We start from the raw sequence: 23,481 nt of genomic DNA, 5'->3' as shown, positions 1-23,481 counted from the left end.
GCACGTCCGCTTAATGCAAACGCAGTCTCGGCCTAGATCGACCAGAGAGAAGATCTCCAAGCATCCTTAACAGCACACGGCGCTTACCCAAGAGCGCAGCTTGATGCATGCGATAGAGTGACATGTAAAACATGCGCGCCAGCAAACCCTCTACGAATGTCGCCCCAGAGAGATTCCCCATCAGCGTTCCCACGGCGCTGAACGAGGCCAGAGACACGAGCGTGCCGTAGTCTCGGTATTTGAACGATTTGAGAGGTTTGCCTGACAGTTGTCGCTCCAGATTCTGGGCCAGAAGCTCGGCTTGTTGATGCGCAGCTTGCGCTCGGGGAGGTACGCGCTTGCCGTCACTACCCTCGACAGGGCAAGCTGCACAATCACCGATGGCAAAAACCCTCTCATCTGAAACGGACTGCAGGGTAGGAAGCACTTCCAGCTGGTTGATTCGATTTGTCGTCAGGCCATCGAGCCGTCCCAGGAATGCAGGAGCTTTGATGCCTGCCGCCCAAATTGTCAGATCAACCTTCACGCGCTCATTGTCTCGGAGTACGACTTCGCACGGGGTGACTTCCTGAACAGCGGTTCTGACCAGCACTTCGACACCCACCTTGATCAGTTCTCTGTGAACCGCCTGACTGATGCGCTCAGGTAATGCAGGAAGGATGCGTTCACCGGCCTCCAGTAGATAAACCTTCAAGGTATCTGACGACGCTTTTCGAACGCCATAACCTTGGAGGAGGCGGGCTGCATGTTGAAGCTCAGCGCACAGTTCCACGCCTGTTGCCCCTGCACCAACCACTGCAATGTTCAATGGTGCGTCGCTGTTCGTAGCATGTGCATTCAGGTGATGATTGAGCAATGTCTGATGTAGCTTTTCGGCCTGGCGGCGACTGTCCAAGAACGCGCAGTGCTCGTAAACGCCAGGGGTACCGAAGTCATTGCTTTGGCTGCCAACGGACATCACCAGCGTGTCATAAGCAATCGTTCGCTCGGGACTGATCTCCTTGCCATTGGCATCGAGCATCCGCTCCAGGGTGATCATTTTGTTGTGACGATTCAGGGCCGACATCCGACCATACTGAAAACTGAAATGGTTCCAGCGGGCCTGTGCCACGTAGTTAAGCTCGTCGAGCCCCGTGTTGAGTGAGCCCGCTGCAACCTCATGAAAGAGCGGCTTCCAGATGTGGGTGAGGTTAGCGTCCACCAGCGTGATGTGCGCCCGCCCCGAACGCCCCAGCCGGTTGCCGAGGCGCGTTGCCAGCTCCAGGCCGCCTGCGCCGCCCCCTACGATGACTATATGCTGTTTCATGTTCGTTGCCATTGAGTGTTTGCGGCTAAGCATGACTGCTCAGCTCCAAAGGTGACATTGAGCATTTGAAGAGGGTGCCTTCGATAATTACGAAGCGACTCACTGCAGCTGGAACAGCCGAGCGAGTGGCATCGAATGATTCAAGTGCGGCGCGGGATGCGAAGGTATTTTTCAGGTCGAATGCTCAACTGCCGACCTTAACCTGCCAGGTTTGATGAACGTCGACGCATCACTCAAGCCGGAATGCGTCATGCCACTCCAAGTAATCGACGCGCATGAGCCAACACTGGCGCGTCAATCATCTTTCCTTCATACCTGAATGCACTGGCGGCGCCCTGGGATGCTTCCAGTACCCTGGCTGCCCAGGCCAGCTCGTCCTTGGTGGGTGAAAACGCTTCGTTCACAACAGCCACTTGCTTGGGATGAATACACAACATGCCTTCGAATCCCATATCGAGGGCGTCTTGGGCAAATTCTGCAAGCTTATCCAAAGCGGCGATGTCCGCAAAGACCGTCTCCAGAGGACGCGCCAAGCCAGCACGGACGCTGTGAGTCAGCAGTTGGAATCTGACTTGGTCGAGCATTCGATTTGCGGCTGCGGTACCTGATTTCAAACCCAGCTCTACGCCGAAGTCCAACGCCCCATAGGACAGACGCTCCACGTTCTTCGCACTGGCGATTTCTGCCAGGGCCTCAACGCCTTGTACGGTTTCAATCAAGGGCCATACCAAGAGTCCCTGCTTACCGACATGCTCAACCTGTGTACGGCTCTCCGCCTTGGGCAATATCACAGCTTTAACCTGAGCAGCACCTGCACAGAAAGCCACGTCTGCTCGATGTTCTGGGTGATCGCTACCGTTCACTCGAACGACCACCCCCACATCAGGGTTTGAGCGCAAAAAGTGCTGCAGGTTTTCACGTGCCTGAGCTTTCAGCGCGTCTTCTACTGCATCCTCAAAATCTACGATTACAACGTCGGCATCCGTGGCTAACGCTTTTTCGAACCGCTCGGGTCGATCACCTGGTACGAACAGGGCGCTGCGTACAAACGAAGGTCTCGTCACGATCAGATCACTCCACCGTTCTTGAGGGTACCGATCTCAGTTTGAGAGTAACCGAGCTCACTCAGGATGCTGTCGCTGTGCTGGCCAAGCGCAGGAATGGCATCCATACGTGCAGCGAAGGCGGAGTTGCTCGCTGGAGGCAGGAGTGCCGGCAATGCGCCGCTGGGGCTGGCCACTTCCATCCAGCGCCCACGTGCTTGCAACTGGGGATGCTTCCAAACGTCATGCATGCTGTTGACCTTGGCGTTGGCGATCGGGGCTGCATCGAGACGGGCGACAACCTCTTCAGTGCCAAGACGAGAAAATGCAGTCACGATGATGGCCCGCAACTCGCTCCGATTCGCCGATCGTTTGGCATTGGAATCGAATCGTGAATCACTGAGCAGCTGCGGCGCTTCCAAGACGCGTTCGCAAAATAGGGCCCACTCACGTTCGTTTTGAAGGCCCAGCATCACGGTTTCACCTTCGCTGGCGGGGAAGGGGCCATACGGATAGATAGTCGAATGCGAGGCGCCTGCGCGAGGGGGAGGTGTTGCTCCGTCATAGGCGTAATAGAGCGGGTAGCCCATCCATTCCACCAGGCACTCCAACATGCTGACATCCACTCGGCTGCCCACTCCGGTTTTTCCACGCAGCAGTAACGCTGAGAGAATCCCTGAGTAGGCATACATGCCAGCCGAGATGTCCGCAATCGAGCACCCAGCCTTGGCCAGCTCGTCATCCCCCGGGCCGCCCGTTACAGACAGAAAGCCACCTTCACTTTGAATCAAGAGGTCGTAAGCTTTCTTCTGCTCATACGGCCCACCTTCGCCGTACCCAGAGATGTCGCACACAATCAGTTTTGGAAACCGTTCGTGGAGCTTCTCAAACGACAAGCCCATGCGTGCTGCTGCGCCCGGTGCCAGGTTCTGCACCAGCACATCGGCTTTATCCAGCAGCGCATCCAGGATGGCGTCTGCGCCCGGTTTCTTCACATCGAGGGTAAGGCTTTCCTTGGAGCGATTTGTCCAAACGAAATGCGAAGCCAGGCCTTCGGTACGGGTGTCATAGGCACGCGCGAAGTCACCGACGCCTGGACGCTCGATTTTGATCACGCGGGCTCCCAGGTCTGCCAGCTGACGCGTACAAAATGGTGCAGCAATCGCATGCTCAAGACTGACAACGGTTACACCATCCAAGGGGCGAAGGCTGGAGGTCGGCTTAATCACAGTGTGCTCCGTACGGTGAAGTGCGCGGCTGCCTGCTTGGCGCCGGGCTACGGTTTGTTGAGATAACCCATGGAGGACATGCGACCAGGCGTTGGTGCCTGCCTGCTTCCAACTGATGCTATTCAGGAAGCGGTTGTAGTCCTGAAGAGATCATGAGAGGCTCTTGGCGTTCTGTGAATTTGCCTTTTGAAAACCCAGCGTTAGGCTATAGCTAATGCCTCGGGCGATTGGATTTACCTCATGCACCTAGACTTCAAAGACCTGAATTTATTCATTCACATTGCCGAGGCACCGAGCCTGACGCAGGGTGCCAAGAAGGCGTTTATTTCCCCAGCCGCAGCTAGCGTCCGGATGAAAGCGCTTGAGGCGCAGTTGAACACCCATCTGCTGTATCGGGACAGTAAAGGGGTCGAACTGACTGAGGCAGGTAGACGGCTTCTTAAGCACGCCAGGCTCATCATGCGGCAGATGGCGTACTTGAAAACTGAATTCAATGAGTACGGCGCTGACTCATCGGGGCACATTCGGATTTTCGCCAACACTACAGCGGTCACGGAATTTCTGCCGGAAGTCCTTGCACGGTATCTGGCAAGCAATCCAGGCGTAACGGTCGATCTTCAAGAGCGATTGACCAGAGACATCGTGCGAGGGGTACTCGAAGGCTCAACCGACATGGGGATCGTAGCAGGCCCGGTTGCGACCAAAGAGCTTGAGGTTCTCCACTACAGCACTGACCGCCTGGTGATTGTTGTCCCAGAAGGCCACGTACTGGATACGACGACCTCTCCAAAATTCGTCGATACCCTGGCTTACCATCATGTGGGTATGCAAGAAGGGAGTACGCTGCAGGAGTTCATGCGCGAGCAGGCTGAGAGGCTCGGCGAGAAACTCTCCTGGCGGATCCAGGTATCCAGCTTTGAGTCGGTATGCCGTATGGTGGAAGCCAATGTGGGGATTGGCATCATTCCTCAATCAGCGGCAATCAGGCATAGCAAGACGATGAAGCTCTCCATCGTCCAACTCGATGAGCCTTGGGCGATCAGAGAACGCAGTATTCTCGTCCGAGAACTGGATGCGTTACCTGGCTGTGTCCGCAAACTGATCAGCCTGTTGAGAGCCGATCAAGCTGAGAAGTCCGCTACTCAATTCTGAACATTCGGGCTTGATCCGACACCGCTTGTTGAACTGGAGTTGAGCCCGATGTCAGCTCCAGGATCACCCGCCGCAACCGTGGCTCCTCGATCAACGCGACAATAGTCGACGCAACGTCATCCCGGGAAACCTCTCCATACGGAATGGCCATTCCCAGGCGAATTGCGCCGGTTGCGTCTGTATCCAAGAGGGTACCAGGCCGAAGAATGATCCAGTCCAGGTCAGTGCTGGCCAGGTGCACATCTGCTTGCCGTTTGACGAACATGTAATGCTCAAAAGACTCAGGCATGCGCTTGCTGCGCCAAGCATCTGGGAACGCTGATACCAGCACGAATCGTTTGACACCAGCAGCCCGTGCCGCGGCGCTGGCTTTCAAAACGCCCTCACCGTCGATCGCATCGGTCAATTCTCTCCCGGCACCTGCTGCACCTGCCGTGAAAACCACAGCGTCGATACCGGACATCAACGAAGTCATCTCAGCCACGCCGACGCTCACGATATCGCACTCGACAGGTTCAACGCCTTCGAGTCGCAACGCCGCTGCTTGGTCAGCTCGTCGGCACGTGCCGACGACTTCATGCCCGTTGCGCTTTAGCCTTCTAGCCAGGCGACTTCCGACCTTGCCAGTTGCTCCAATGATCAAGACTCTCGCCACTTACTCCTCCAGGGGGCAGCCGGACGCGCATGCGCCCTCAAGAGCCTATGCGAAAGGCCATTGAGGGGGCATGCAAACCAACTATTTTTTGAACATGTAGGTCTTTGTGTTAGTGAAGCCAGCCAGTCCCTCCTGGCCGTTTTCTACACCCATTCCTGAGAGCTTGTGGCCTCCGAACGGGATGTCGATGCCATGGATGTGGATCTCGTTGACCCATACGGTACCGGTTTCCAGTTGCTTCGCGACCTCGATCGCCTTGCTCCGATCGCCACCCCAAACGGAGCCAGCCAAGCCGAATGGGCTTGCGTTGACCTTGGTAATTACCTCATCGATTTCGTCGAACGCAATGATGGGCAGGATCGGCCCAAACGGCTCCTCCTGAACAATGCGACTGTGCTCTGGGGGATTATCGACGATCGTTACAGGAACGAAGTTACCGGCCATTGACTCATCAATGGTGCCACCCAGAGCGAATTTGTAGCCCCGTTTACGGGTGTCCTCGAACAGTTCCAGCAGCTTTTCATACTGCATCCGGTTCTGGATCGGGCCCAGATCCGACGTCGGATCCATGCCGTCACCGACGTTGATCGACTTCGCGTATTCAACAAAGGCTGCAGTAAACTCGGCGTGGATGCTGGAGTGGACGTACAGGCGTTTGACCGCAATACACCATTGCCCGGAATTGCCAAAGGCTGCCCAAAACAGAGGTTTCACAATGGATTGCCAGTCGGCATCCGCGAGTACAACGGCAGCATCGTTGCCGCCAAGCTCAAGGGTGATGCGCTTCAGATTGCTTGCACCGCTGGCCATGACTCGCTTACCCGTTGCAGTCGAGCCGGTGAAGCTGATTTTAGAGATGGCAGGGTGCTCAGTGATGATCTGACCCAGCTCATTGCCCCCGGAAACGACGTTTAGCACGCCAGCCGGTAGGACGTCTTGGGCAATCTCACCGAAGAACAGCGAGGTCAGGGGCGTGTACGGGGAGGGCTTCATCACCATGGTGTTGCCTGTGACCAAGCAGGGCGCCACTTTCCAGAGACCCAGGAGTACCGGGAAGTTCCAGGGCGTGATCGCACCAACGACGCCCAGCGGCGTGTGATGAACTTCTACGATGTGATCCTCAGTATCCTCGATCACCTCGACAGGGATATGGCGTTTGGCGACTTCCCGCACCCAATAAATGGCTGCTTCCACTTCCGATTTTGCCTGGCTGTGGCGAGGCTTGCCCTGCTCAAGTGTCAGCAGGGTGATCAACTCTTCTTTTCGTGCCTCAAGCGCATCGGCATAACGTTGAACGTACTCGGAGCGACTTTGCCAGTCCAGCTTCGACCAGGACTTGAAGGCCTCTGCTGCAGCGGAAATCGCTTCTTCGAGCTGTGCAGCAGAGCCCTCTGGAGCCTGGCCAATGACTGCATTGGTCGCAGGATTCAAGACGTCAAAAGAAGATTCGGCCTCCACCAGCTTGCCGGCAATCGACAGTCGGAACTGGGCCGGGAGGCCTGCGGCGATCAGTGGAGAAGGGGTTTGGGCAGTGTTCATAACGTACCTGTATCTGTCGTTTGAAGTGTCTCAAGCATCAGGGCTTGAGGATGGGCTTGAGTACCACGCCACTTTCTGAGTCGGCCACAGCCTGGTTAATTTCCTCCAGGGCGTAGTACTTGACCAGGCGATCGAAGGGGAAGCGTCCAGCACGCCAGAGTTCGATAAGCTGAGGTATGAATACCTTCGGCACACTGTCCCCTTCGATAATGCCGCGCAGGGTGCGTCCGAACAGAACCGTGTTCATGTCCAGGGACACTTCCGTGCCGAGCGGCGCAGCACCTACCAGCCCACAGACGCCTGGGATTCGCAGACAGTCGACGGCTTGGCGCAGGACTTTGGGATGGGAGGTACACTCCAGGCTGAATTGAACGCCGCCGCCTGAAATCTCACGGATTTTGTCGAGGGTATTCGTCGACGCTGGATTAATCACATGCGTGGCGCCGAGCTCTTTGGCCAGCTCCAGACGCGCATCGTTCATGTCGACCGCGATGATCTGGGTGCATCCGACCGCCTTGGCGGCCATGATCGCCGAGAGCCCCACGGATCCTGTACCGAACACGGCAATGCTGCTACCTACCCCAGGCTCGAGTGCGTTCATGATGGCGCCGGCGCCGGTCTGGATACCGCACCCCAGTGGGCCCATGAGCTCCAAGGGGACATCCTTGGGAATCTTGATCGCGTTTCGCTCGGACACCAGAGCGTGCGTGCCAAAGGAGGATTGATTGAAGAAGCAGCCGCATACAGCGTGGCCTTCGACATCCTTGTAGGGCGTAGAGCCGTCAGTACGCTGGCCACCAAAATTCTGGTCGTAAAAGGATTCGCAGTAGCCAGGTGCGCCACACAAGCAATTACTGCAATGACCACAGTTGGCGTAGCTCAGTACTACGTGATCGCCAGGCTGCAGGGTTTTAACGTTTGCGCCAACGCGCTCGACGACACCTGAACCTTCATGCCCAAGTACCAAGGGCAAAGGTACGGGGTAGCCTTGATCTCTGACCACCATGTCCGTATGACAGACACCAGCACCGACAACCCGCACAAGGATTTCGTCGGCCCTTGGCTCATCTAGCGTGAGGGTTTCCACAACGAACGGGGCAGAGGTATCTCTCACGACAGCGGCTTTGATTTGCATACGTCTTTCTCCAAAGGCCCTCTCCTGAATTTGTTGGTGTTGTTCAAACAGTGAGTACTGAGGGGCGCGAGACATCACGATGCCTGATTCGCGAGCGTTCAAGAATCTTGCGAATCGAAATGGGGTGTTAATCCTGGATTAACGGACACGACTGACAAAGAGTCGGCGCGGCTGAGGAGGAGGGTGATTGAGGGGGATCACGAAGCACCCTTCCATGCGCTTGATCGTGGCAAGCGCATGGAAGGGCGTACTGCAGGGATTGCTAGAGCAAATCAGATGACGCGGCCACCATCCACTGGCAGTTCAACACCGTTGAGGAAGGCAGCGTCATCGCTCGCCAGGAATACAGCGACAGCAGCCACATCATCTGGCTTGGCCAGGCGGCCCAACGGGATGGTAGCCAAAAACTTCTGGCGGTTTTCTGGGGTGTCGGGCACGCCCATGAAATCTTCGAGCAAGGCCGTCTCACCCATCACTGGGCAGATGTTATTGACCCGAATTCCGTCAGGGCCCAGCTCAACAGCCAGCGACTTCGACAGCAGATTCACAGCACCTTTCGAGCCGTTGTACCAGGTGAGGCCTGGGCGCGGGCGAATGCCAGCGACGGAACCGACGTTGATGATCGAGCCAGATTTACGAGCCCGCATCAGAGGCACGACAGCCTTGGTCATGTGGAAAATCGACTTCACGTTGACTGCGAATACGCGATCGAAGGTCTTCTCGTCCACGTCCATCAACGGCTGGTTGCGGTGGGTCGTGCCCGCGTTATTGACCACCACATCTGGCGTTCCGAATGTCTTTACGCACAGGTCGACCGCAGCCTGAACCTGCTCGGCATTGGTGACATCGCAAGCCGCGGCTACAGCATTGGCGCCAAGCTCATCAGCGAGCTTGCTGGCAGCTTCGAAATTGATATCTGCTAAGACGACCTTTGCGCCTTGTTCGATGTAGCGTCTCGCAATGCACGCACCGAAACCGCTTGCTGCACCTGTTACGAGAGCGACCTTATTATTAAGCTGAGTCATCATTTTCTCCGGCACTGATCAAAAACAAGATTGAGTTTCAGCCGTGGTGGCTAACCACGGTTTTGGTGATGCTGAATTCATCGAGCGCGAGCAAACCTTTCTCACGCCCATGGCCGCTCTTGCGGATGCCCCCAAACGGCAGCTCCACACCACCACCTGCTCCATAGCAGTTGATGAATACTTGCCCGCCCTCAAGGCGCTTGGCGAGACGTTGCTGCCGCCCCCCGTTTTCGCTCCAGATGGAGGCGACCAAGCCATAGTCGGTGCCATTGGCCAGGGCTACAGCATCGTCTTCATCATCGAAGGGGAGCACTGCGAGCACTGGGCCGAAGACTTCCTCCAGCGCCAGCTTGTGATCCCGGGGTACTGGGCCGAACACCACGGGTCGTACGTAGTAACCGTCTTCCGGCAGGTCACTGTCCATGAAACCCTCGGCAATCACGGGTAAGCCGGACTGCTTGCACTCAGCGATAAATTGGTTGACCCGCCCAAACTGAGCTTTGGTGATGATTGGGCCGCAATCTGGAGAGGTCTCAGGCAGACCTACCCGAACTTCGCTAAAACGCGCAGCGAGGCGTGCCACGACCTGATCGAATACAGTCCTCTGAACCAGGACACGGCTGCCTGCTGAACACGTCTGACCTGCGTTTTGAATGATCGCACCGACGATGACTGGGATGGCCTTATCCAAGTCGGCGTCCTCGAACACCACCTGTGGGCATTTGCCACCCAGTTCGAGTACGCATTTGACGTGGTTGGCTGCCGCAGCGGTCTGGATGGCCACGCCGACTCCAGGTGAGCCGGTGAACGTGATCAGATTGATGTCCGGGTGCTCCGCCAACGCCGCACCAGCCTCTTTGCCGTAACCAGTCACGATGTTTAGCGCGCCGGCTGGCAATCCCGCCTCACTGGCAATCTCTGCGAAGCGCAGTGATGTCATGCAGGCGTCTTCGGCGGGTTTAACGACCGAGGCGTTGCCCATCGCCAGAGCAGGTGCAATCGTGCGTCCGAGCATCTGGGCTGGGTAGTTCCATGGAATGATATGGCCAACCACTCCACAGGGTTCGCGCACGACGCTAACCGTGTAGCCGGTAAGGTAAGGGATGACCTCCCCGTGCACCTTGTCCGCGGCGCCTCCATAAAATTCGAAATATCGCGCCAGCGCCTCGATATCTTTACGAGCCAAGGCGATCGGCTTACCGGTGTCGCGAGCCTCAATCTCTGCAAGCTCATCGATGTTCTCCAGGACTTTGCTGCCGATCTGAACCAGCACGCGACCTCGCTCGGTGGCGGTCTTCCTACCCCAATCTCCATTCACGGCGGCTCGTGCAGCGCGTACGGCAGCATCGACATCCTGGGACTGCCCGCGGGCTATCTCTGCGTACGCCGCTCCAGTTACCGGCGAATAAACAGGAATAGTTCCGCCGCCAGTGGCAGGGACACTCTCGCCATCAATAAACAGCTTGCTCATGGATCAGTCCTTTCAACAGGGTAGGGGTTGGCTGGCCGATCTGGGTGGCGCTCGCGCTGCAAGGCCAGCTCAAGTGGTCAACGGGAAATGCTTTAAGGGGATCAACGCGCGCGAAGCTTTCGAGGCCACGGCGAGCAAATGGGGTAGGGGGCAATGCGGGCGAACAACGTATCCCGCCCCGATAACCAGCGGCACGCAGGCTGCTCGTAGAGGGATGCAAGGCCGTCATAGCAAAACAGTGCAGTGAAGCCATGTTGCTGGTCGTTCGCTTGAGGCTAGGCATGAAGGCTGACCTGATGCGCATTGTTGTTTTTTATCTGAGGTCAGGTTGCCTCGGCTTACCCATTTAAGGAATTTACATTTCTATAAGCCGGCGTTCGGATCTGGTAAATGCCGCAGGACGCTTAGGTGGATGTTAGCCACGCCTGAATGCGGGCTTTAACAATGACAAATTCCCACTCGCGCTGACGACTTTCATCATCAATGGTCGGCAACCCGATTCCCCTTCGGCGGTTGCGCAGGCCAGCGCTGATGCTTCACCTGTCTTCCGCCTCGAAAACTGGTGAGAAAATTGACAAAAAAGATCCAGCAGCAGGATGTCATCGACAGTGTCGCGTCGGCATTGCAGTTCATTTCTTACTTTCACCCCGCGGACTTCATCAACGCGATGTATCAGGCATACGAGCGTGAGGCTTCGCCCGCTGCCCGCGATGCTATCGCACAGATCCTCATCAACTCCCGAATGTGTGCCAGTGGTTCGCGCCCGATCTGCCAAGACACAGGGATCGTGACGGTCTTCGTGGAGATTGGAATGGATGCTCAATGGGGCGCTCACACCATGAGCTTGGATGAGATGATCAACCAGGGCGTTCGTCAGGCTTACCTGCATCCGGACAACGTGCTTCGAGCATCGATTGTGGAGGATCCTGCGGGGAGGAGGAGAAACACTCGTGACAATACGCCAGCCATCATTCATTACTCGGTCGTCGCCGGGTCTGATATCCGCTTCGATATTGCTGCCAAGGGTGGAGGATCGGAAAATAAGGCCAAGGCAGCGATGCTGAACCCGTCTGATTCGATCGTTGACTGGGTACTGGACACAGTGCCGGCGATGGGAGCTGGCTGGTGTCCTCCCGGCATGCTGGGCATTGGCATTGGTGGTACCGCGGAAAAGGCAGCGTTGCTGGCCAAGCAGTCGCTGATGGCGCCAATTGATATCCATGAGTTGATCGAGCGGGGGCCGACCAGCCGGTTAGAGGAACTTCGTCTTGAGCTGTACTACCGAGTGAACCAACTCGGCATCGGAGCGCAGGGGTTAGGTGGGCTGACGACTGTTCTCGACGTCAAGATCCTGGATTACCCGACGCATGCGGCTTCGCTCCCCATCTGCATTATCCCGAACTGCGCAGCGACCAGACATGTACATTTCACACTCAACGGCACCGGCATAGCGCAGTTCCAAGCCCCGGCCCTCAGTGATTATCCGGATATCGCGTGGGGGGCAGCCGCGGCGGCTCGCCGAGTGGATCTCGATACGGTGACGCCTGCCGATGTGCTCACCTGGAGCCCAGGGGAAACCATCCTCTTGAGCGGAAAGCTGCTGACAGGTAGGGATGCTGCGCACAAACGCCTGGTTGGGATGCTGGAGCGAGGGGAAGAGCTGCCCGTCGATTTAAGGGGCCGATTCATTTATTACGTTGGGCCAGTCGATCCTGTGAGGGATGAAATCGTTGGGCCTGCGGGGCCTACAACGTCAACGCGGATGGACAAATTCACGCCCACCATTCTGAAGCACACAGGGCTGCTAGGAATGATCGGCAAATCCGAGCGAGGTCAGACGGCGATCGATGCCATCAAGGAGCACCAAGCCATTTATCTGATGGCTGTAGGCGGCGCAGCGTTCCTTGTGTCCCAAGCCATTACCCAATCCAGAGTCGTTGCGTTCGATGATCTGGGCATGGAAGCGATCTACGAATTTGAAGTCCAAGACATGCCTACGACAGTTGCAGTAGACGCGAAAGGAGATTCGGTGCATCGCTCCGGGCCTCAGATGTGGGCTCCGGAAAGCAGGCGCATCTGGGCTTACAACGCCTGATCATCGCCTCACTGAGTTGAACGGGCCTCGATCTCATCTTGAGATGTCGAGCGAGGCCCGCTCTGGTTACCGGTATCCAGTCGCGGTGAGCACACTGCTTTGCGCTAAAGGCTGCTCAGATGAGGAGCGGTGTGCGGTGCTAATCAACGCGCCTCGCTCAATCTGCAAAATTCGATCAGGGACATCCTTGAGCAGCGAGCCGTTGGACTCAGTGACCACAATGCACAGATCTGGCAACAGCTGCTGTAGTCGCCTCAACGCATTGCTGTACTCCGTTGCCAGTGCAGGTGCCAAGCCTTGGAACGGCTCGTCGAGCAAGACCATCTCATGCCCAATCATCAACGCGCGTCCTAACGCCGCCATCTTCCCTTGCCCGCCCGAGAGCGCGGCACCGGATCGAGGAAGCATGTCCCGCAATTGCGGTACCACGTCAAGCGTCATCGCCAGCCGATCATCAATCTCGCGCTTCGACATCCTGGCGACCTGGCATGGCAGCCGAAGGTTCTCTTCGATGGTAAACGTGGGGAACATGACACGCTCTTGAGGCGCGTAACCAATACCCAGCCGGGCCCGCTGGTGAGCAGGTAGCGATGCGAGGTCGCTGCCCCTGAACAGCACTTGACCATCCTTGATCGGGAGCAGGCCCATGATGGTGCGCAGGAGCGTCGTTTTACCGGCACCGTTGCGCCCGACAACTGCGATGATTTCACCCGCACCGAAGTCAGCAGTGATGCTGCGAAGCACTGGGGCGCGCACGATGTCCACGCTGATGCCATGGAAGCTCAGAACTGTGGTGCTCATAGCCCTAACACCTCTTTTTGGATCATTGGATTGGACAGAACATCTACTGGCTTCCCATCAGCCGCGATGCCGCCGCTGATCCAGGCTGCCACCCTCGTTGCATACCGACTCACGATGTCGACGTCATGCTCCACAAAGATGGCGGTAACCTTTTGTTCGTCCAACGCGCTCATGAGTGTCTCCATGACGGTGTGCTTATCCTCAGTCGATACGCCACTGGTAGGCTCATCGAGAATCAATAGCTGCGGGCGCAACATGAGTGACATAGCGACATCCAAGAGCTTTCGCTGTCCCTCTGGCAGATTGCTGCATGGTTCGTCTTGGCGGCTGCGCAGGCCGATCAGATCGAGCATATGGTCGATCTCAACCCAGTCACTTGCCTTGCCGAGCCCCATCCACGCAGACAATTTGCCTTGCCTGGACGCGGATGCAATCTGCAGAGACTCACGCACGGTGTGATCGAGGAACAGCTGGGGCAGTTGGAATGACCGTGCCATACCTCTTCGCACGATGGATCGAGGGGTGCGACCGGTAATATCGTCGCCTGCGAAGTACACGCTCCCGTCATCAGGTCGCAGTAACCCAGTGCAAATATTGATGAACGTTGTCTTGCCCGCGCCATTCTGCCCGATCACTGCCAGCCGCTCCCCGGAATGGAGCTGGAAGTCAATTTCGTTGGCTACCACCAAACCGCCGAAAGCGAGCTTCAGTTTGCGTGTCTCAAGAAGAACCTGGCTCATGCATCACCTCCTGCCAGACGGCGTTTGCGCAGCAACCCCGTCAACCCCTTAGGCAGGAAATAGATGATCACGATCAGGACGATCCCCAACACCATTTGCCATGAGCCACTGACGAAGGCGGCGGAATACATCTTCAGGAATTCATAGAGGAAGCCGCCCAGGAAAGCACCGATTGGATGACCCGACCCGCCCAAAATGGCGATGAAGACAAACTCACCCGAACGCAGCCAGTAACCCATCTCAGGCGTTACGAGGCCTTGGGATAGCCCGAACAGCGCACCGGACAGACCGCACAGGGCTGCCGAGATTACGTAGCCTTTCCACAAAACCCTCTTTGCTGAAATGCCCAAATACTCCAGCCGTGTTTCATTCGTTTTGATCGCGGCCAGAGCTTGTCCCTCTCCCGATCGGAAGTAGCGCTGGATCCCAATGGCGATTAGCACAGAGCACACAAGCGAGATCACCAGGAGCGTGATTTCAAATGTGCTTCGCTCCAGCTGAAGCCCAAGCATCGACGGACGCACAACCCTTAGCCCGTCCGTGCCGCCTGTTAGGTGATAGAACTTGCCCAATGCAGTGAACAGCACCATCGACAGCGCAAGGTTGAGCATTCCAAAGAAGATCTCCCGGTAGCGCACGACGAATGCACCGATGACCATGGCAAGCAATACACTGCCGGCAGTGGCGACAACGATCATTACCACGCCATCAAGGGAAGGGAAGCGCTGCCCAAGGAACGCAACGATGTACCCAGACACGCAGGCATACATCGCGTGGCCAAAGGAGATCTGGCCAGCCTTGAGCAGAACAACGACACCCAGCGCTGCCATGCCGTAACAGAGTGCGAGTATCAGTGGGAGTTTGAGCCACGGCATGCCGACTGCCAGGCTGAGTACGATGATGACTGGTAGCGCAAAGAAAAGTAGGGAGCGCATCAGATTTTCCTCGCTTGCACGACAGTGAAGAGGCCCTGGGGACGGACGAGCAGAACAGCGACCATGATCAGGTACGGCATTACCACTTCCATTTCAGGCGCGAAATAGACGCACAATGATCGAGCAAGCCCAATCATCAAGGCGGTGACCAGCGCACCGCTGACCTGTCCCAAACCGGCACTGGCAACAACAGCGAATGAAAGGACGATCATGTCGGCGCCGATACCAGGCACGAGCGAAGTAGTAGGTGATGCAAGCGCTCCCCCCAACGCACCCAGAATCGCGCCCACCAAGAAGGTGAGGTAGGCAATACGTTTGGCGTTGATTCCCAGGGCAGTAGCGGCCTCACGATCATGGGTAACGGCGATGATCTGTTTTCCGGCCAAGGTCTTGTTTAGGAACCATCTGAGAGCCACGAACACTGCCACTGCGGCACATGGCACAAAGAGCAGTTGGTAGTTTGTGTACGTCACCCCTTTGAGCTCAGACGTCCCCATGTTGGTGACGACATCCGACACAAAGTAGGGCTGACTTCCCCAAAGCAGGCGCTGAAGATCCTCGAAAATCATGAACGCGCCAAAGGTCACCAAGAGCTGCAGGATGGGGTCGCGATGCTGAAACTGCTTGAGTAAGAGCATCAATACGGTGCCCAGAACACATCCCACCGAGATCGCGCCCATCAACAGCAACGCAATCGACAGGCTAGTCGAACCAGCATCCTGACCGAGCCACAGTCCAAGCGAGGCGGCGCCATAGCCGCCGAACGCGTAAAGGCTGCCGTGGGCGACGTTCATGATTCGAACCACACCGAAGATGAAGGTCAGACCCAGCGCCACTAGGAAGAGCAGTCCGGCATAGGAGATGCCATCAAGGAGCGAGAGGAGCAGGACGTCGAAGAGGTTCATGGTTGTGCCCTCACGGCCTTGATCTCAGTGATCAGTTCTGGACTGAGCGTTCCAAGCCAGTCCTGCGTTTTCATCCCCGGCGGCGTAGTGACGCCATCAGGGTTGATCAGGACGATGTCTTTGAGCACTTTGAACTTGAACTGGTTGCTTGCCGCGGTCACGCCAAACAGCTGGGGTTCGAGGCCTTGTCCGTCTTCAGGGCGAATCCGAACGCCGCTGGTGAGTCCACGAAACTCCAACCCTCGAAAAGCATCGGCGAGCTGCTCTTCGTCAGGCCACTTGTCACCGTTGGCGGAGATGGCTCTGGAGTAGGCAGCAACTGTTGCGTCCAGTGCCTGCACCATGTGGTAGGCGGAGTAGATTGGATAGGTGCCGGTACGCGCCTTGAAGTTGTTAACGAACTGACCATGGCGGGCATCATTCGTGTATTGGGGATTCAAGAAATAGTGATCGCCCCGAGCGCCCACCAGTACCCCGTCGGGTACCGCCGAGCCCAGGCGTTCGAGTGACGTCTCACCAAGCGGGAGGAAAAACTGCGATTTCTGAAGCAAGCCACGCTGGCTCGCTTGTCGAATGAAGGTATCCAGGTCACCTCCCCAGGAGGTGCTGAGCACTACATCAGGCCGCAGTACCTGCAAGCGACTGACCTCTGCAGAGAAGTCTGAGGCGCCGAACCGCGGGAACAGCTCGGCAACGACTTTCACATCAGGTTTGAGCTGCTTGAGCGTTCTGCTGAATATCTCCCACGAATCTCGGCCCCACGCATAGTCCTGGTTGACCACTGCAATCGTCTTGAAGTCGGGCTTGGTTTGGAGGAGATAGATGACACTCGACACCATCTCCGTGACCGCATTGGCTTGGGGCCTGAAGACGTAGCGATAGGCATGGTTTTCCAGTGCCTTTTCAGTGCCGCAATCCCACAACAAGTTAACGACCTTGAGATCCTCCGCGACGGGTGCCAGGGTATTGCAGTTACCACTGGAGATCGAAGCGATCATCACAGCAGCCTGCTGCTCTTGCACGACTCGGCGGTACTCCGACAGAAGGCGGTCACTCCCCACGCCTTCATCAATAAAAATGGGCTCGACCTTCACGCCCTTGATGCCGCCTGAAGCATTCAACTGCTCCAGATACAAGTCGGCAGCTGCTTTTGCAGGCATCCCGAAGACTGAAGCGGGCCCCGAAATGAACGTGGTGATGCCAATTTTGATAGCTGCCGGCTTTGAGTCGGCAAACGCGAGGAGAGGAGATAGTGCTAACGCACAGGTCAGGGTCAGCTTCGTGCCGAATTGGCCGATTGCCTTGGGTTTCATGTCAAATTGCCTCACAGAATTATTGTTGTCGTGATCTGCAAAAAACGATGTGGATATACGTTGGCTGTGGCAATTCTCTCCGCTGATGAGGGCTGGCCGGACTGGTGAGGAAACGCGGCTATGCCTGCACTCTAAAAAGTTCCGGTATTCAGGTTGACCGGGAGAGTGGCGTTTGAGAATCCGCGGTTGGCAAAGGGGGCGTTAATCAATGCCAAACACATCTAGGCATTGCGGACGAGCAGATGCACCGTCCGCAATGTCGCCTACTGAGCGACTGTGGTAATTGACGGCAGAGGTTGAGCGTCCATTGCTAACCTGTCCCGCTTTGATGTTGTTCTGAAAAGCAGGCTGGCACTCCCTTGACACATGGCGGAGCCAGTCTTCAGCATCAGCGAGAGCCGTTGATCCTCCGACATGACCCTAAATTAGCTGGCCAGCTATGGGGCCCTGAGATGGCCTATGAGGGTGTCAACACCACTGGCGACGGCAACGGCTGTTCGCTCGATATAGAGGTGAATCAGCACGGTTCGCTGATGATCTGCCGGCGCTTCGCATCGACTCCATCCGTAGCCAGAAATCGGATTAAAAGCTGGCCAGGTGATTGTGTGGGGGATTTCTTGACTGATGCCTAGGCTTGAAGCCGATAGAAACATAACCGTTTGCGAAGTTGAGCAGTGGAAATCCGCGAACCCATCCTGGGTTACGTTGCGCTTGCTACGCAGCCCGACGGCGGGTGTCGGGTTCAGCGTCATGAGGCCTTCCTCGTGTAGAGACAAGCATGACGCACGTTTCTTGTTTTCAAGCGCGCACCGCTTTATTCCGCAAGCAGTACATTTGTACTCTTTTCGCGTTCGGGGAGGCGTAGCAAATGCAAACCACGCCGATGTCAAAGCACTTGAACCGTTCTTTGCTCCTGATGAAATCCTTGATCAACGCTGTGATTTGCTTGAAAGCACGCCTTGGCAATGATGTGGTCGCAAGTCAACGCGAGTTCGCGTCGCAGAAGGGAAAATCATCAAAATGAGCTCGTTGGCGCAGGCTAGCGATCGTGATCGATCTAGCCTGGGCTGAATGCAGCCAACCCGCCGAAGGAACTGCTGCCGTCGACATACCTCAACGCAGATTTCATGTCCTTCCATCCGACATAGCTCATGAGGCCCTTGATATCCCAGCCGTTCGCAGACGCCCAGGTTGCAAACCCTCGACGCATCGAATGGCTGCTGTAGGCTTGAGCAGGGATGCCTGCGTCTTCCAGAATGCGCCGCAGCAGTGGAATGAGGCTAGTTGACTTAAACCCTTTCTCAGAAAGGTTGCCCCACCGATCAAGCTTTCGGAACACTGGGCCTCTGGTAATCCCGGCCACGGTTATCCAGTTGATATACGCCTCCACAGGACAGAGCTTTTTCAGGGCAGGGGTTTGGAAAGTGCTGCCTTGATGATCGCGATCAGCTTTGGTGTAGGGCAAATAGAAGGTGATACCTATGCCAGCCTCTGCTTGCGTGTCTTCGACTTGGAGGCGAGCCAATTCGTCACTGCGAAAGCCTCGCCAGAAGCCAATGAGTAGCAGCGCTACGTCGCGCCGGTATCTCATCAGCGCGCAGTAATCCCCCGACTCGATCGCTGCTCCTGCCTTGCTATCCAGCCATTTGACCGCTTTCTCAAGATGGCGAAGCTGAAGGGGAGCCGCCTGCTTCTGTTTGGCGGGGTGCACCACGCGAATGCCTTTGAGCATCTGGCGCACATGAGGCGTCTTGGTCGGGTCAGGGAAGCCCTGGCTGACATGCCATTGTGCAAGTGCCGCGAGACGCTGGCGCAGGGTGCTGAGCGCCAGTGAGTCAGCAAACTCCGCGAGATACCGAACGATTCCCTCACCCGTTGCCGGCAGAAACCCTCCCCACGTCACCTCGAAGTGCTCGATGGCCGCTCGATAGCTCTTGCGGGTGTTTTCACGCGTGCCTGCCGTCAGATACCGCTGCGCCTTGTCCATCTGCCTTTGCCTGCCATTCGTACCGGTTCTGGAAGCGATTTTGGCTCATTTTCGAATCTAAGAACACATAATGCTCGATTATTTACTCTTACAAATAGCGATTACAAAGACCGCAATTTGAAGTAACATGCTACGTAGATACATGACATGTACATCGGTACGAAATCGTAGGAGAAACCATGGCTCGCGGCGGCATCAATAAGGCACTCGTACAAAAGGCGCGCGCTGCACTCCTTGCTCGCGGTGTAAACCCAAGCATCGATGCCGTACGGATTGAGCTAGGGAATACCGGTTCCAAAACCACAATCTCCCGGTACCTGCAGGAGCTGGAAAAGACCGATGTCCGCCCCCTGGCCGACCCGAAGCGTTTGAGTGATGAGCTCACAGGGATGGTCGAACAACTCTTGAAACGCGTGCTTGAGGAGGGCAATGCTGCTTTGGCTCAGGAGAGGGCCTCCCATGAGCAAAGTGTGAAGGGGCTTAACCAGCACATTGAGGGGCTTGAAGATGAGCTCAAGCAAGCCAAGCAAGAGGTCGCTAGCCGAGACACCGTTCTGACCAGCCAAGCAGAGGAGCTGCGAACGTCGCAGTCTTCACTGCAGACAGAGCTGACCCGCAACGCACGCATAAGCCAAAGTTGCTCCGACCTCGAATTGCGGGTGCAGGAAAAAGATGAGTTGGTGCGGTCGCTGGAAGAGAAACACGCCCATGCTCGTGACGCTATGGAGCACTATCGCGATGCGATCAAGGAGCAACGCGAGCAAGATCAACGTCGCCATGAGTCCCAGCTTCAACAGCTGCAACACGAGATGCTGCAGCTTCAGCAAACCCTCATGGTGCGCCAGGATGAGCTCACCCGACTCAATCGGGACAACGAACGTCTACTCGCAGAGGCTCGTCAGCAGAACAAAGCTGCTCGCCACAATGAGGATGCGCTGAAGCGCCTGGAGGGGGATCTGAGCCTGGCGAACCTGGCTGCTGCCCGGGCGGAGGGCGCCAAGGAAATGCTTCAGGAGCAGTTGGTAATGGCCAGGCAAGGGGCCGAGATTGCCAATGCTGAAACCGCCGAGCTAGCAGCAACCACTACTGAGCTCAGCAAACAGCTGAGCCAGGCGTTAGAAGACCTCAAGCTTTGCAAACAGGCTGAATCTGACAGAGGTAGCTCAGTGGCAGAGCCGTAATGGCCTGCCGATTTGTAGCAGTGGGTGGTTGCTGCAGCCCACCCACAAGGGGCAGGTCGAGGAGTTGTCACTCGGGCAGCTCAGCATATAGCCGTATCCCAAGCTCGTTCAGCACCTGCAGGACGCTGGCGATTGCAACCGTACCTTTGCCCGTCTCGATGTCCCTGAGCAGCACATGACTCTTACCGAGCATATCTGCGAGATCGGTCTGGATGATTGCTTGCTGCTTTCGAACTTGTCGAACTGCAACACCCAGCTCTGTAGCGGAGCGCAGCTGCACCAAAGTGGTCATAGGAGCACACCTGTGCGAAAAACGAAATTATAGCTTCGTTTTTTCGCGACCAGGCAGAGAAACTATGAAAATCTAAGCTATAGCTTAGTTTTCAGGCAGGTAACTTGTGAGGGCATGTCGACCGTTCGCTCCCCGTAAGCCGTGAAACAGATACTCGTTGCGAGGCACTTACTTTCAGTCGCTCAGTTGGCTGGCGCTGCCCCGCCTTTATTGCCAAACCCGGGACGCACCTTCCCCATCAAAAAAAGCGCCCAAATCGATTTGTATTTGAAGCCAAAGTCAAAAGCAGCGGTAGCTGAAGCTACCGAAACCCGCGATTTCCCCCGATGCCTGAGCCGCTGAGAGGCGGCGATAGCCTGGCAGATTTCGTTCAGACTCAAGAAAACGCAGGGATGAGAAGGTGCATTGCCATCCAATTCGAGCAGGGAAAAATGGGGGAGCGGAGATCCCGCTTTTTTTGGCTCTCAAATATAAGAACTCCGTCCCGCAAAAAATTTTTATAGGGCAAAATCTGAAAATACTGCCAAATCTATGATGTTTGTCACATTTTTCGGGGATTTTCTAACGTTGCCCTGGCCTTGGCTGCGGAGACAAAGGGCTGCCCGGTTCGTCAATCGAACACCGTTTCCTGGCGTAACTCGGAACGAGACTTCGTGGCTGGCGCATTGATCGACCAGCGATCCGGGGAGAGCGTCTACCGTGAAGTCTGAAGCGTTCCACTTTCAGCATTCCAGCCACGGCTTCCATGGAGATTCTGCACTGAAGCTGGGAAGCAGGTGGCTACAGAGCTCGCTTACCACGTTGTAGAGGGATGAGGTCATGAAGCGAACGTTACAGGGCATGGCTGCGGCTGGAGAACCGCTCCGCACGCAAGCGCTGTTGGCTATTCGAGCCTACAACCAGGCTGAGGCCCAAGGGCGCCTAGAAGAGGAGCTCAAGCGTCTTCGACTTAAAGCGGATCATCTTTATAACACGGTGATCAACTACCAATTGCATAAAACCGGTTGCCTAGATCAGACGGAGCACTGTTCAGACGCTGATCACTCGGCGCTTCTGAGAGGCTGTCGAGCACCATCTTCGACGTCGATCTGTAGCGTTAAGGTAGCCTGAGAGGTCGTGTGAGCTCGAAATTACAAAAGAGTCCAGCCGGAGCACAAATGTACTCCATTGCCGATTCAGCTTGTCACTGACTGATCTCACATTGGTCACTCAAGGAAAACGCATGTACAAGATTGTCACGTATCCAGTCCGTGAGCTGTTCGACCGAGTCTGGACGACCCCGGTCTTGCAGTTGGCTCGGCAGATCGGCGTTTCGGATGTTGCCTTGAGCAAAGCATGTAGGAAGGCCGGTATTTTGCTACCGCGTCGCGGGCATTGGGCAAAGACCGTCGAAAAGCGCCCTAAAAGGCCGACCCCACCCGACTCAGCCGAATCGATTACCTTCAGGGTACTGGACAGGTCAGTGTTTCCGCCGGCGCCGCCCAAAGCACCGGCCCGCCCCAACCCTTCAAAACTCAATGTGCCAACCAACCTGGCTGATCCACACCCGCTCGTGCGTGAATGGCTTCGGGCCGTAAGAGCTGCCGAGGATTTTGAAGGGCGGGTGGAGCTGCGTCGCGTGCGTGTGTTGTACACCAGGATTTCGCGTGACATGGTCGATCGCGCCGCGCTGATCTTGGACACCCTTATCAAAGACGCGGAAAAAAAGGGGTGTACCTGGGTATGGAAGGGCAGTTTTTCTTCGTCAAACTTGGCCGGCTCGGGCACGTTCTGTTTGCAGTCAAAACTGCCGACGGGCAGCGAATTTATGAAGAGAATGGTTTTGCCAGCTGGATCAAAAAAATGCGCGTGAGCGCCTTTGTGCTGCTGCTTCTGTTCCTGCCCCTCAGTATTGTCGGCCTCTTGATGGGCGGGTATCTGGGGATCATTGTCCCGATCGTCTTCATCTACATCATGTGGAAGCTTGCCGTGTCCTTCCCCAAAGTGCTGAATGAAAGGTTTCTAGGGGGCCACCTCGACCGGCAAGGCTTTGCCGACTGAAGAAACACAGGGCCTAGTGCTGGGGCCGTTCCCCAGCACCGGATAGGCCGCATAAGAAGCAGAGGAGGGTGCCGGTGATTCCGGCCCGGCCTTCGTTTGAAGGCTCGCAAGATGCCCTTTGAGCCGGTTGCGTTCTCAAGTACTGATTAGCTTCATTGGATCGGCACCAAACCGTTCAGATGAATCGAGGACTTATTTTCGCATCGTGCGCGGCAGGTACTTCTTCACCACGCTCCTCAGGCTTGGATACCTGTGCGAATCAGCGGTTTTCTGGTTGGGGAGGGGAGCCATGTCTCTACGACTATGCAGACTGTACTGCGACGGAAGTCAAAGGAACATTCGAATGGTCACAAGCATTGAGTGTGCTGCATCCTAATTTTATTACGGTAACTGTCGAGCGATCTCATCGAGCATTCATACCGTAACGCCATGCTCGTTGTGCTCGACGCGGATGAGGTGTGCAGAGGTTGCGCCTTCCTCACTATCAGTCAGTAGCACCTGCTGTTGCTGGCGGATGTGGATCAACGCTGCGGCGATCGCTTGCCTGAGCATTCGGGGTATCCATAACTTCCGGCTACATGCTCGGTTTGCGCGATTCCACTCAATGTCGTATAGTCAAATGATTGTAGCCTCTTCG

The 23,481-nt window shown here is 56.2% G+C and carries 21 protein-coding genes; 5 read left to right on the top strand and 16 right to left on the bottom strand.

Annotated elements, in window-relative coordinates:
• Positions 1 to 10 precede the first annotated feature (10 nt).
• From I8746_RS06235 to I8746_RS06225, 3 genes are all read right to left on the bottom strand, one after another.
• Positions 11 to 1,306 (bottom strand): NAD(P)/FAD-dependent oxidoreductase, encoded by a 1,296-nt coding sequence (locus I8746_RS06235; RefSeq protein WP_230397072.1) that lies wholly within the window; start codon positions 1,304 to 1,306, stop codon positions 11 to 13.
• Between the two features lie 248 nt (positions 1,307 to 1,554).
• The gene (locus tag I8746_RS06230) at positions 1,555 to 2,370 is read right to left on the bottom strand and encodes a CoA ester lyase (RefSeq protein WP_196184141.1); all 816 of its coding nucleotides are present in this window, start codon (positions 2,368 to 2,370) and stop codon (positions 1,555 to 1,557) included.
• Positions 2,371 to 2,372: 2 nt separating this feature from the next.
• Positions 2,373 to 3,578 carry a CaiB/BaiF CoA-transferase family protein gene (locus tag I8746_RS06225; protein ID WP_196184142.1) on the bottom strand — a complete coding sequence of 402 codons (1,206 nt, stop codon included), beginning with the start codon at positions 3,576 to 3,578 and terminating at the stop codon, positions 2,373 to 2,375.
• 240 nt (positions 3,579 to 3,818) lie between these two features.
• On the opposite strand from I8746_RS06225, the gene I8746_RS06220 reads away from it, so the two are divergent.
• A complete protein-coding gene (locus I8746_RS06220; RefSeq protein ID WP_196184143.1) occupies positions 3,819 to 4,730 on the top strand; it encodes a LysR substrate-binding domain-containing protein in 912 nt (303 codons plus the stop codon).
• Here the strand turns inward: I8746_RS06220 and I8746_RS06215 are convergent.
• From I8746_RS06215 to I8746_RS06195, 5 genes are all read right to left on the bottom strand, one after another.
• On the bottom strand, positions 4,717 to 5,385 hold the full coding sequence (locus tag I8746_RS06215) for an SDR family oxidoreductase (RefSeq protein ID WP_196184144.1): 669 nt from the start codon (positions 5,383 to 5,385) through the stop codon (positions 4,717 to 4,719). The genes I8746_RS06220 and I8746_RS06215 overlap by 14 nt on opposite strands.
• 81 nt (positions 5,386 to 5,466) lie before the next feature.
• Positions 5,467 to 6,924: an aldehyde dehydrogenase family protein gene (locus I8746_RS06210; RefSeq protein ID WP_221100321.1), complete on the bottom strand. Its 1,458-nt coding sequence runs from the start codon at positions 6,922 to 6,924 to the stop codon at positions 5,467 to 5,469.
• A 37-nt stretch (positions 6,925 to 6,961) separates the two neighbouring features.
• Positions 6,962 to 8,059, bottom strand: coding sequence for an NAD(P)-dependent alcohol dehydrogenase (locus I8746_RS06205; RefSeq protein WP_221100320.1), 1,098 nt, complete (start codon positions 8,057 to 8,059; stop codon positions 6,962 to 6,964).
• Positions 8,060 to 8,331: 272 nt separating this feature from the next.
• Positions 8,332 to 9,084, bottom strand: a complete 753-nt coding sequence (locus I8746_RS06200) for an SDR family oxidoreductase (RefSeq protein ID WP_196184147.1) — start codon at positions 9,082 to 9,084, stop codon at positions 8,332 to 8,334.
• Positions 9,085 to 9,121: 37 nt separating this feature from the next.
• Entirely contained in the window at positions 9,122 to 10,555 is a 1,434-nt protein-coding gene (locus I8746_RS06195; protein ID WP_196184148.1) for an aldehyde dehydrogenase family protein, read from the bottom strand.
• A 571-nt stretch (positions 10,556 to 11,126) separates the two neighbouring features.
• Between I8746_RS06195 and I8746_RS06190 the strand changes: the two genes are divergently transcribed.
• Positions 11,127 to 12,650: a fumarate hydratase gene (locus I8746_RS06190; RefSeq protein WP_259674084.1), complete on the top strand. Its 1,524-nt coding sequence runs from the start codon at positions 11,127 to 11,129 to the stop codon at positions 12,648 to 12,650.
• A 66-nt stretch (positions 12,651 to 12,716) separates the two neighbouring features.
• On the opposite strand, the gene I8746_RS06185 is transcribed toward I8746_RS06190, so the two are convergent.
• From I8746_RS06185 to I8746_RS06160, 6 genes are all read right to left on the bottom strand, one after another.
• Complete coding sequence (locus tag I8746_RS06185; RefSeq protein WP_221100319.1) at positions 12,717 to 13,451, bottom strand: ABC transporter ATP-binding protein; 735 nt, start codon at positions 13,449 to 13,451, stop codon at positions 12,717 to 12,719.
• Complete coding sequence (locus I8746_RS06180) at positions 13,448 to 14,191, bottom strand: ABC transporter ATP-binding protein (RefSeq protein WP_221100318.1); 744 nt, start codon at positions 14,189 to 14,191, stop codon at positions 13,448 to 13,450. The genes I8746_RS06185 and I8746_RS06180 overlap by 4 nt, the downstream gene beginning before the upstream one ends.
• Positions 14,188 to 15,126: a branched-chain amino acid ABC transporter permease gene (locus I8746_RS06175; protein ID WP_196184151.1), complete on the bottom strand. Its 939-nt coding sequence runs from the start codon at positions 15,124 to 15,126 to the stop codon at positions 14,188 to 14,190. Before I8746_RS06175 ends, I8746_RS06180 begins: the two co-directional genes overlap by 4 nt.
• Complete coding sequence (locus I8746_RS06170; RefSeq protein WP_221100317.1) at positions 15,126 to 16,031, bottom strand: branched-chain amino acid ABC transporter permease; 906 nt, start codon at positions 16,029 to 16,031, stop codon at positions 15,126 to 15,128. The genes I8746_RS06175 and I8746_RS06170 overlap by 1 nt, the downstream gene beginning before the upstream one ends.
• Positions 16,028 to 17,344, bottom strand: coding sequence for an ABC transporter substrate-binding protein (locus I8746_RS06165; RefSeq protein ID WP_221100316.1), 1,317 nt, complete (start codon positions 17,342 to 17,344; stop codon positions 16,028 to 16,030). Before I8746_RS06165 ends, I8746_RS06170 begins: the two co-directional genes overlap by 4 nt.
• A 1,057-nt stretch (positions 17,345 to 18,401) precedes the next feature.
• Positions 18,402 to 19,331, bottom strand: a complete 930-nt coding sequence (locus I8746_RS06160; RefSeq protein ID WP_221100315.1) for a tyrosine-type recombinase/integrase — start codon at positions 19,329 to 19,331, stop codon at positions 18,402 to 18,404.
• A gap of 179 nt (positions 19,332 to 19,510) precedes the next feature.
• Between I8746_RS06160 and I8746_RS06155 the strand changes: the two genes are divergently transcribed.
• Entirely contained in the window at positions 19,511 to 20,512 is a 1,002-nt protein-coding gene (locus I8746_RS06155) for a DNA-binding protein (RefSeq protein WP_221100314.1), read from the top strand.
• Between the two features lie 67 nt (positions 20,513 to 20,579).
• Here I8746_RS06155 and I8746_RS06150 read toward each other — a convergent pair whose 3' ends face one another.
• Positions 20,580 to 20,804 carry a helix-turn-helix domain-containing protein gene (locus tag I8746_RS06150; RefSeq protein WP_196184156.1) on the bottom strand — a complete coding sequence of 75 codons (225 nt, stop codon included), beginning with the start codon at positions 20,802 to 20,804 and terminating at the stop codon, positions 20,580 to 20,582.
• Between the two features lie 1,222 nt (positions 20,805 to 22,026).
• Here I8746_RS06150 and I8746_RS06145 point away from each other — a divergent pair.
• Both I8746_RS06145 and I8746_RS06140 read left to right on the top strand, forming a co-directional pair.
• Positions 22,027 to 22,656 (top strand): hypothetical protein, encoded by a 630-nt coding sequence (locus I8746_RS06145; RefSeq protein WP_221100313.1) that lies wholly within the window; start codon positions 22,027 to 22,029, stop codon positions 22,654 to 22,656.
• Positions 22,647 to 22,844 carry a hypothetical protein gene (locus tag I8746_RS06140; protein ID WP_221100312.1) on the top strand — a complete coding sequence of 66 codons (198 nt, stop codon included), beginning with the start codon at positions 22,647 to 22,649 and terminating at the stop codon, positions 22,842 to 22,844. Before I8746_RS06145 ends, I8746_RS06140 begins: the two co-directional genes overlap by 10 nt.
• A gap of 414 nt (positions 22,845 to 23,258) precedes the next feature.
• Here the strand turns inward: I8746_RS06140 and I8746_RS06135 are convergent, their stop codons facing one another.
• A complete protein-coding gene (locus I8746_RS06135) occupies positions 23,259 to 23,396 on the bottom strand; it encodes a hypothetical protein (RefSeq protein WP_176508870.1) in 138 nt (45 codons plus the stop codon).
• Between the last annotated feature and the right edge of the window lie 85 nt (positions 23,397 to 23,481).

It is taken from the genome of Pseudomonas sp. USTB-Z, assembly GCF_019691255.1.
In the GTDB taxonomy this organism is placed as follows: Bacteria; Pseudomonadota; Gammaproteobacteria; order Pseudomonadales; family Pseudomonadaceae; genus Aquipseudomonas; species Aquipseudomonas alloputida.
This window is presented reverse-complemented; position numbering and strand designations above follow the sequence as displayed.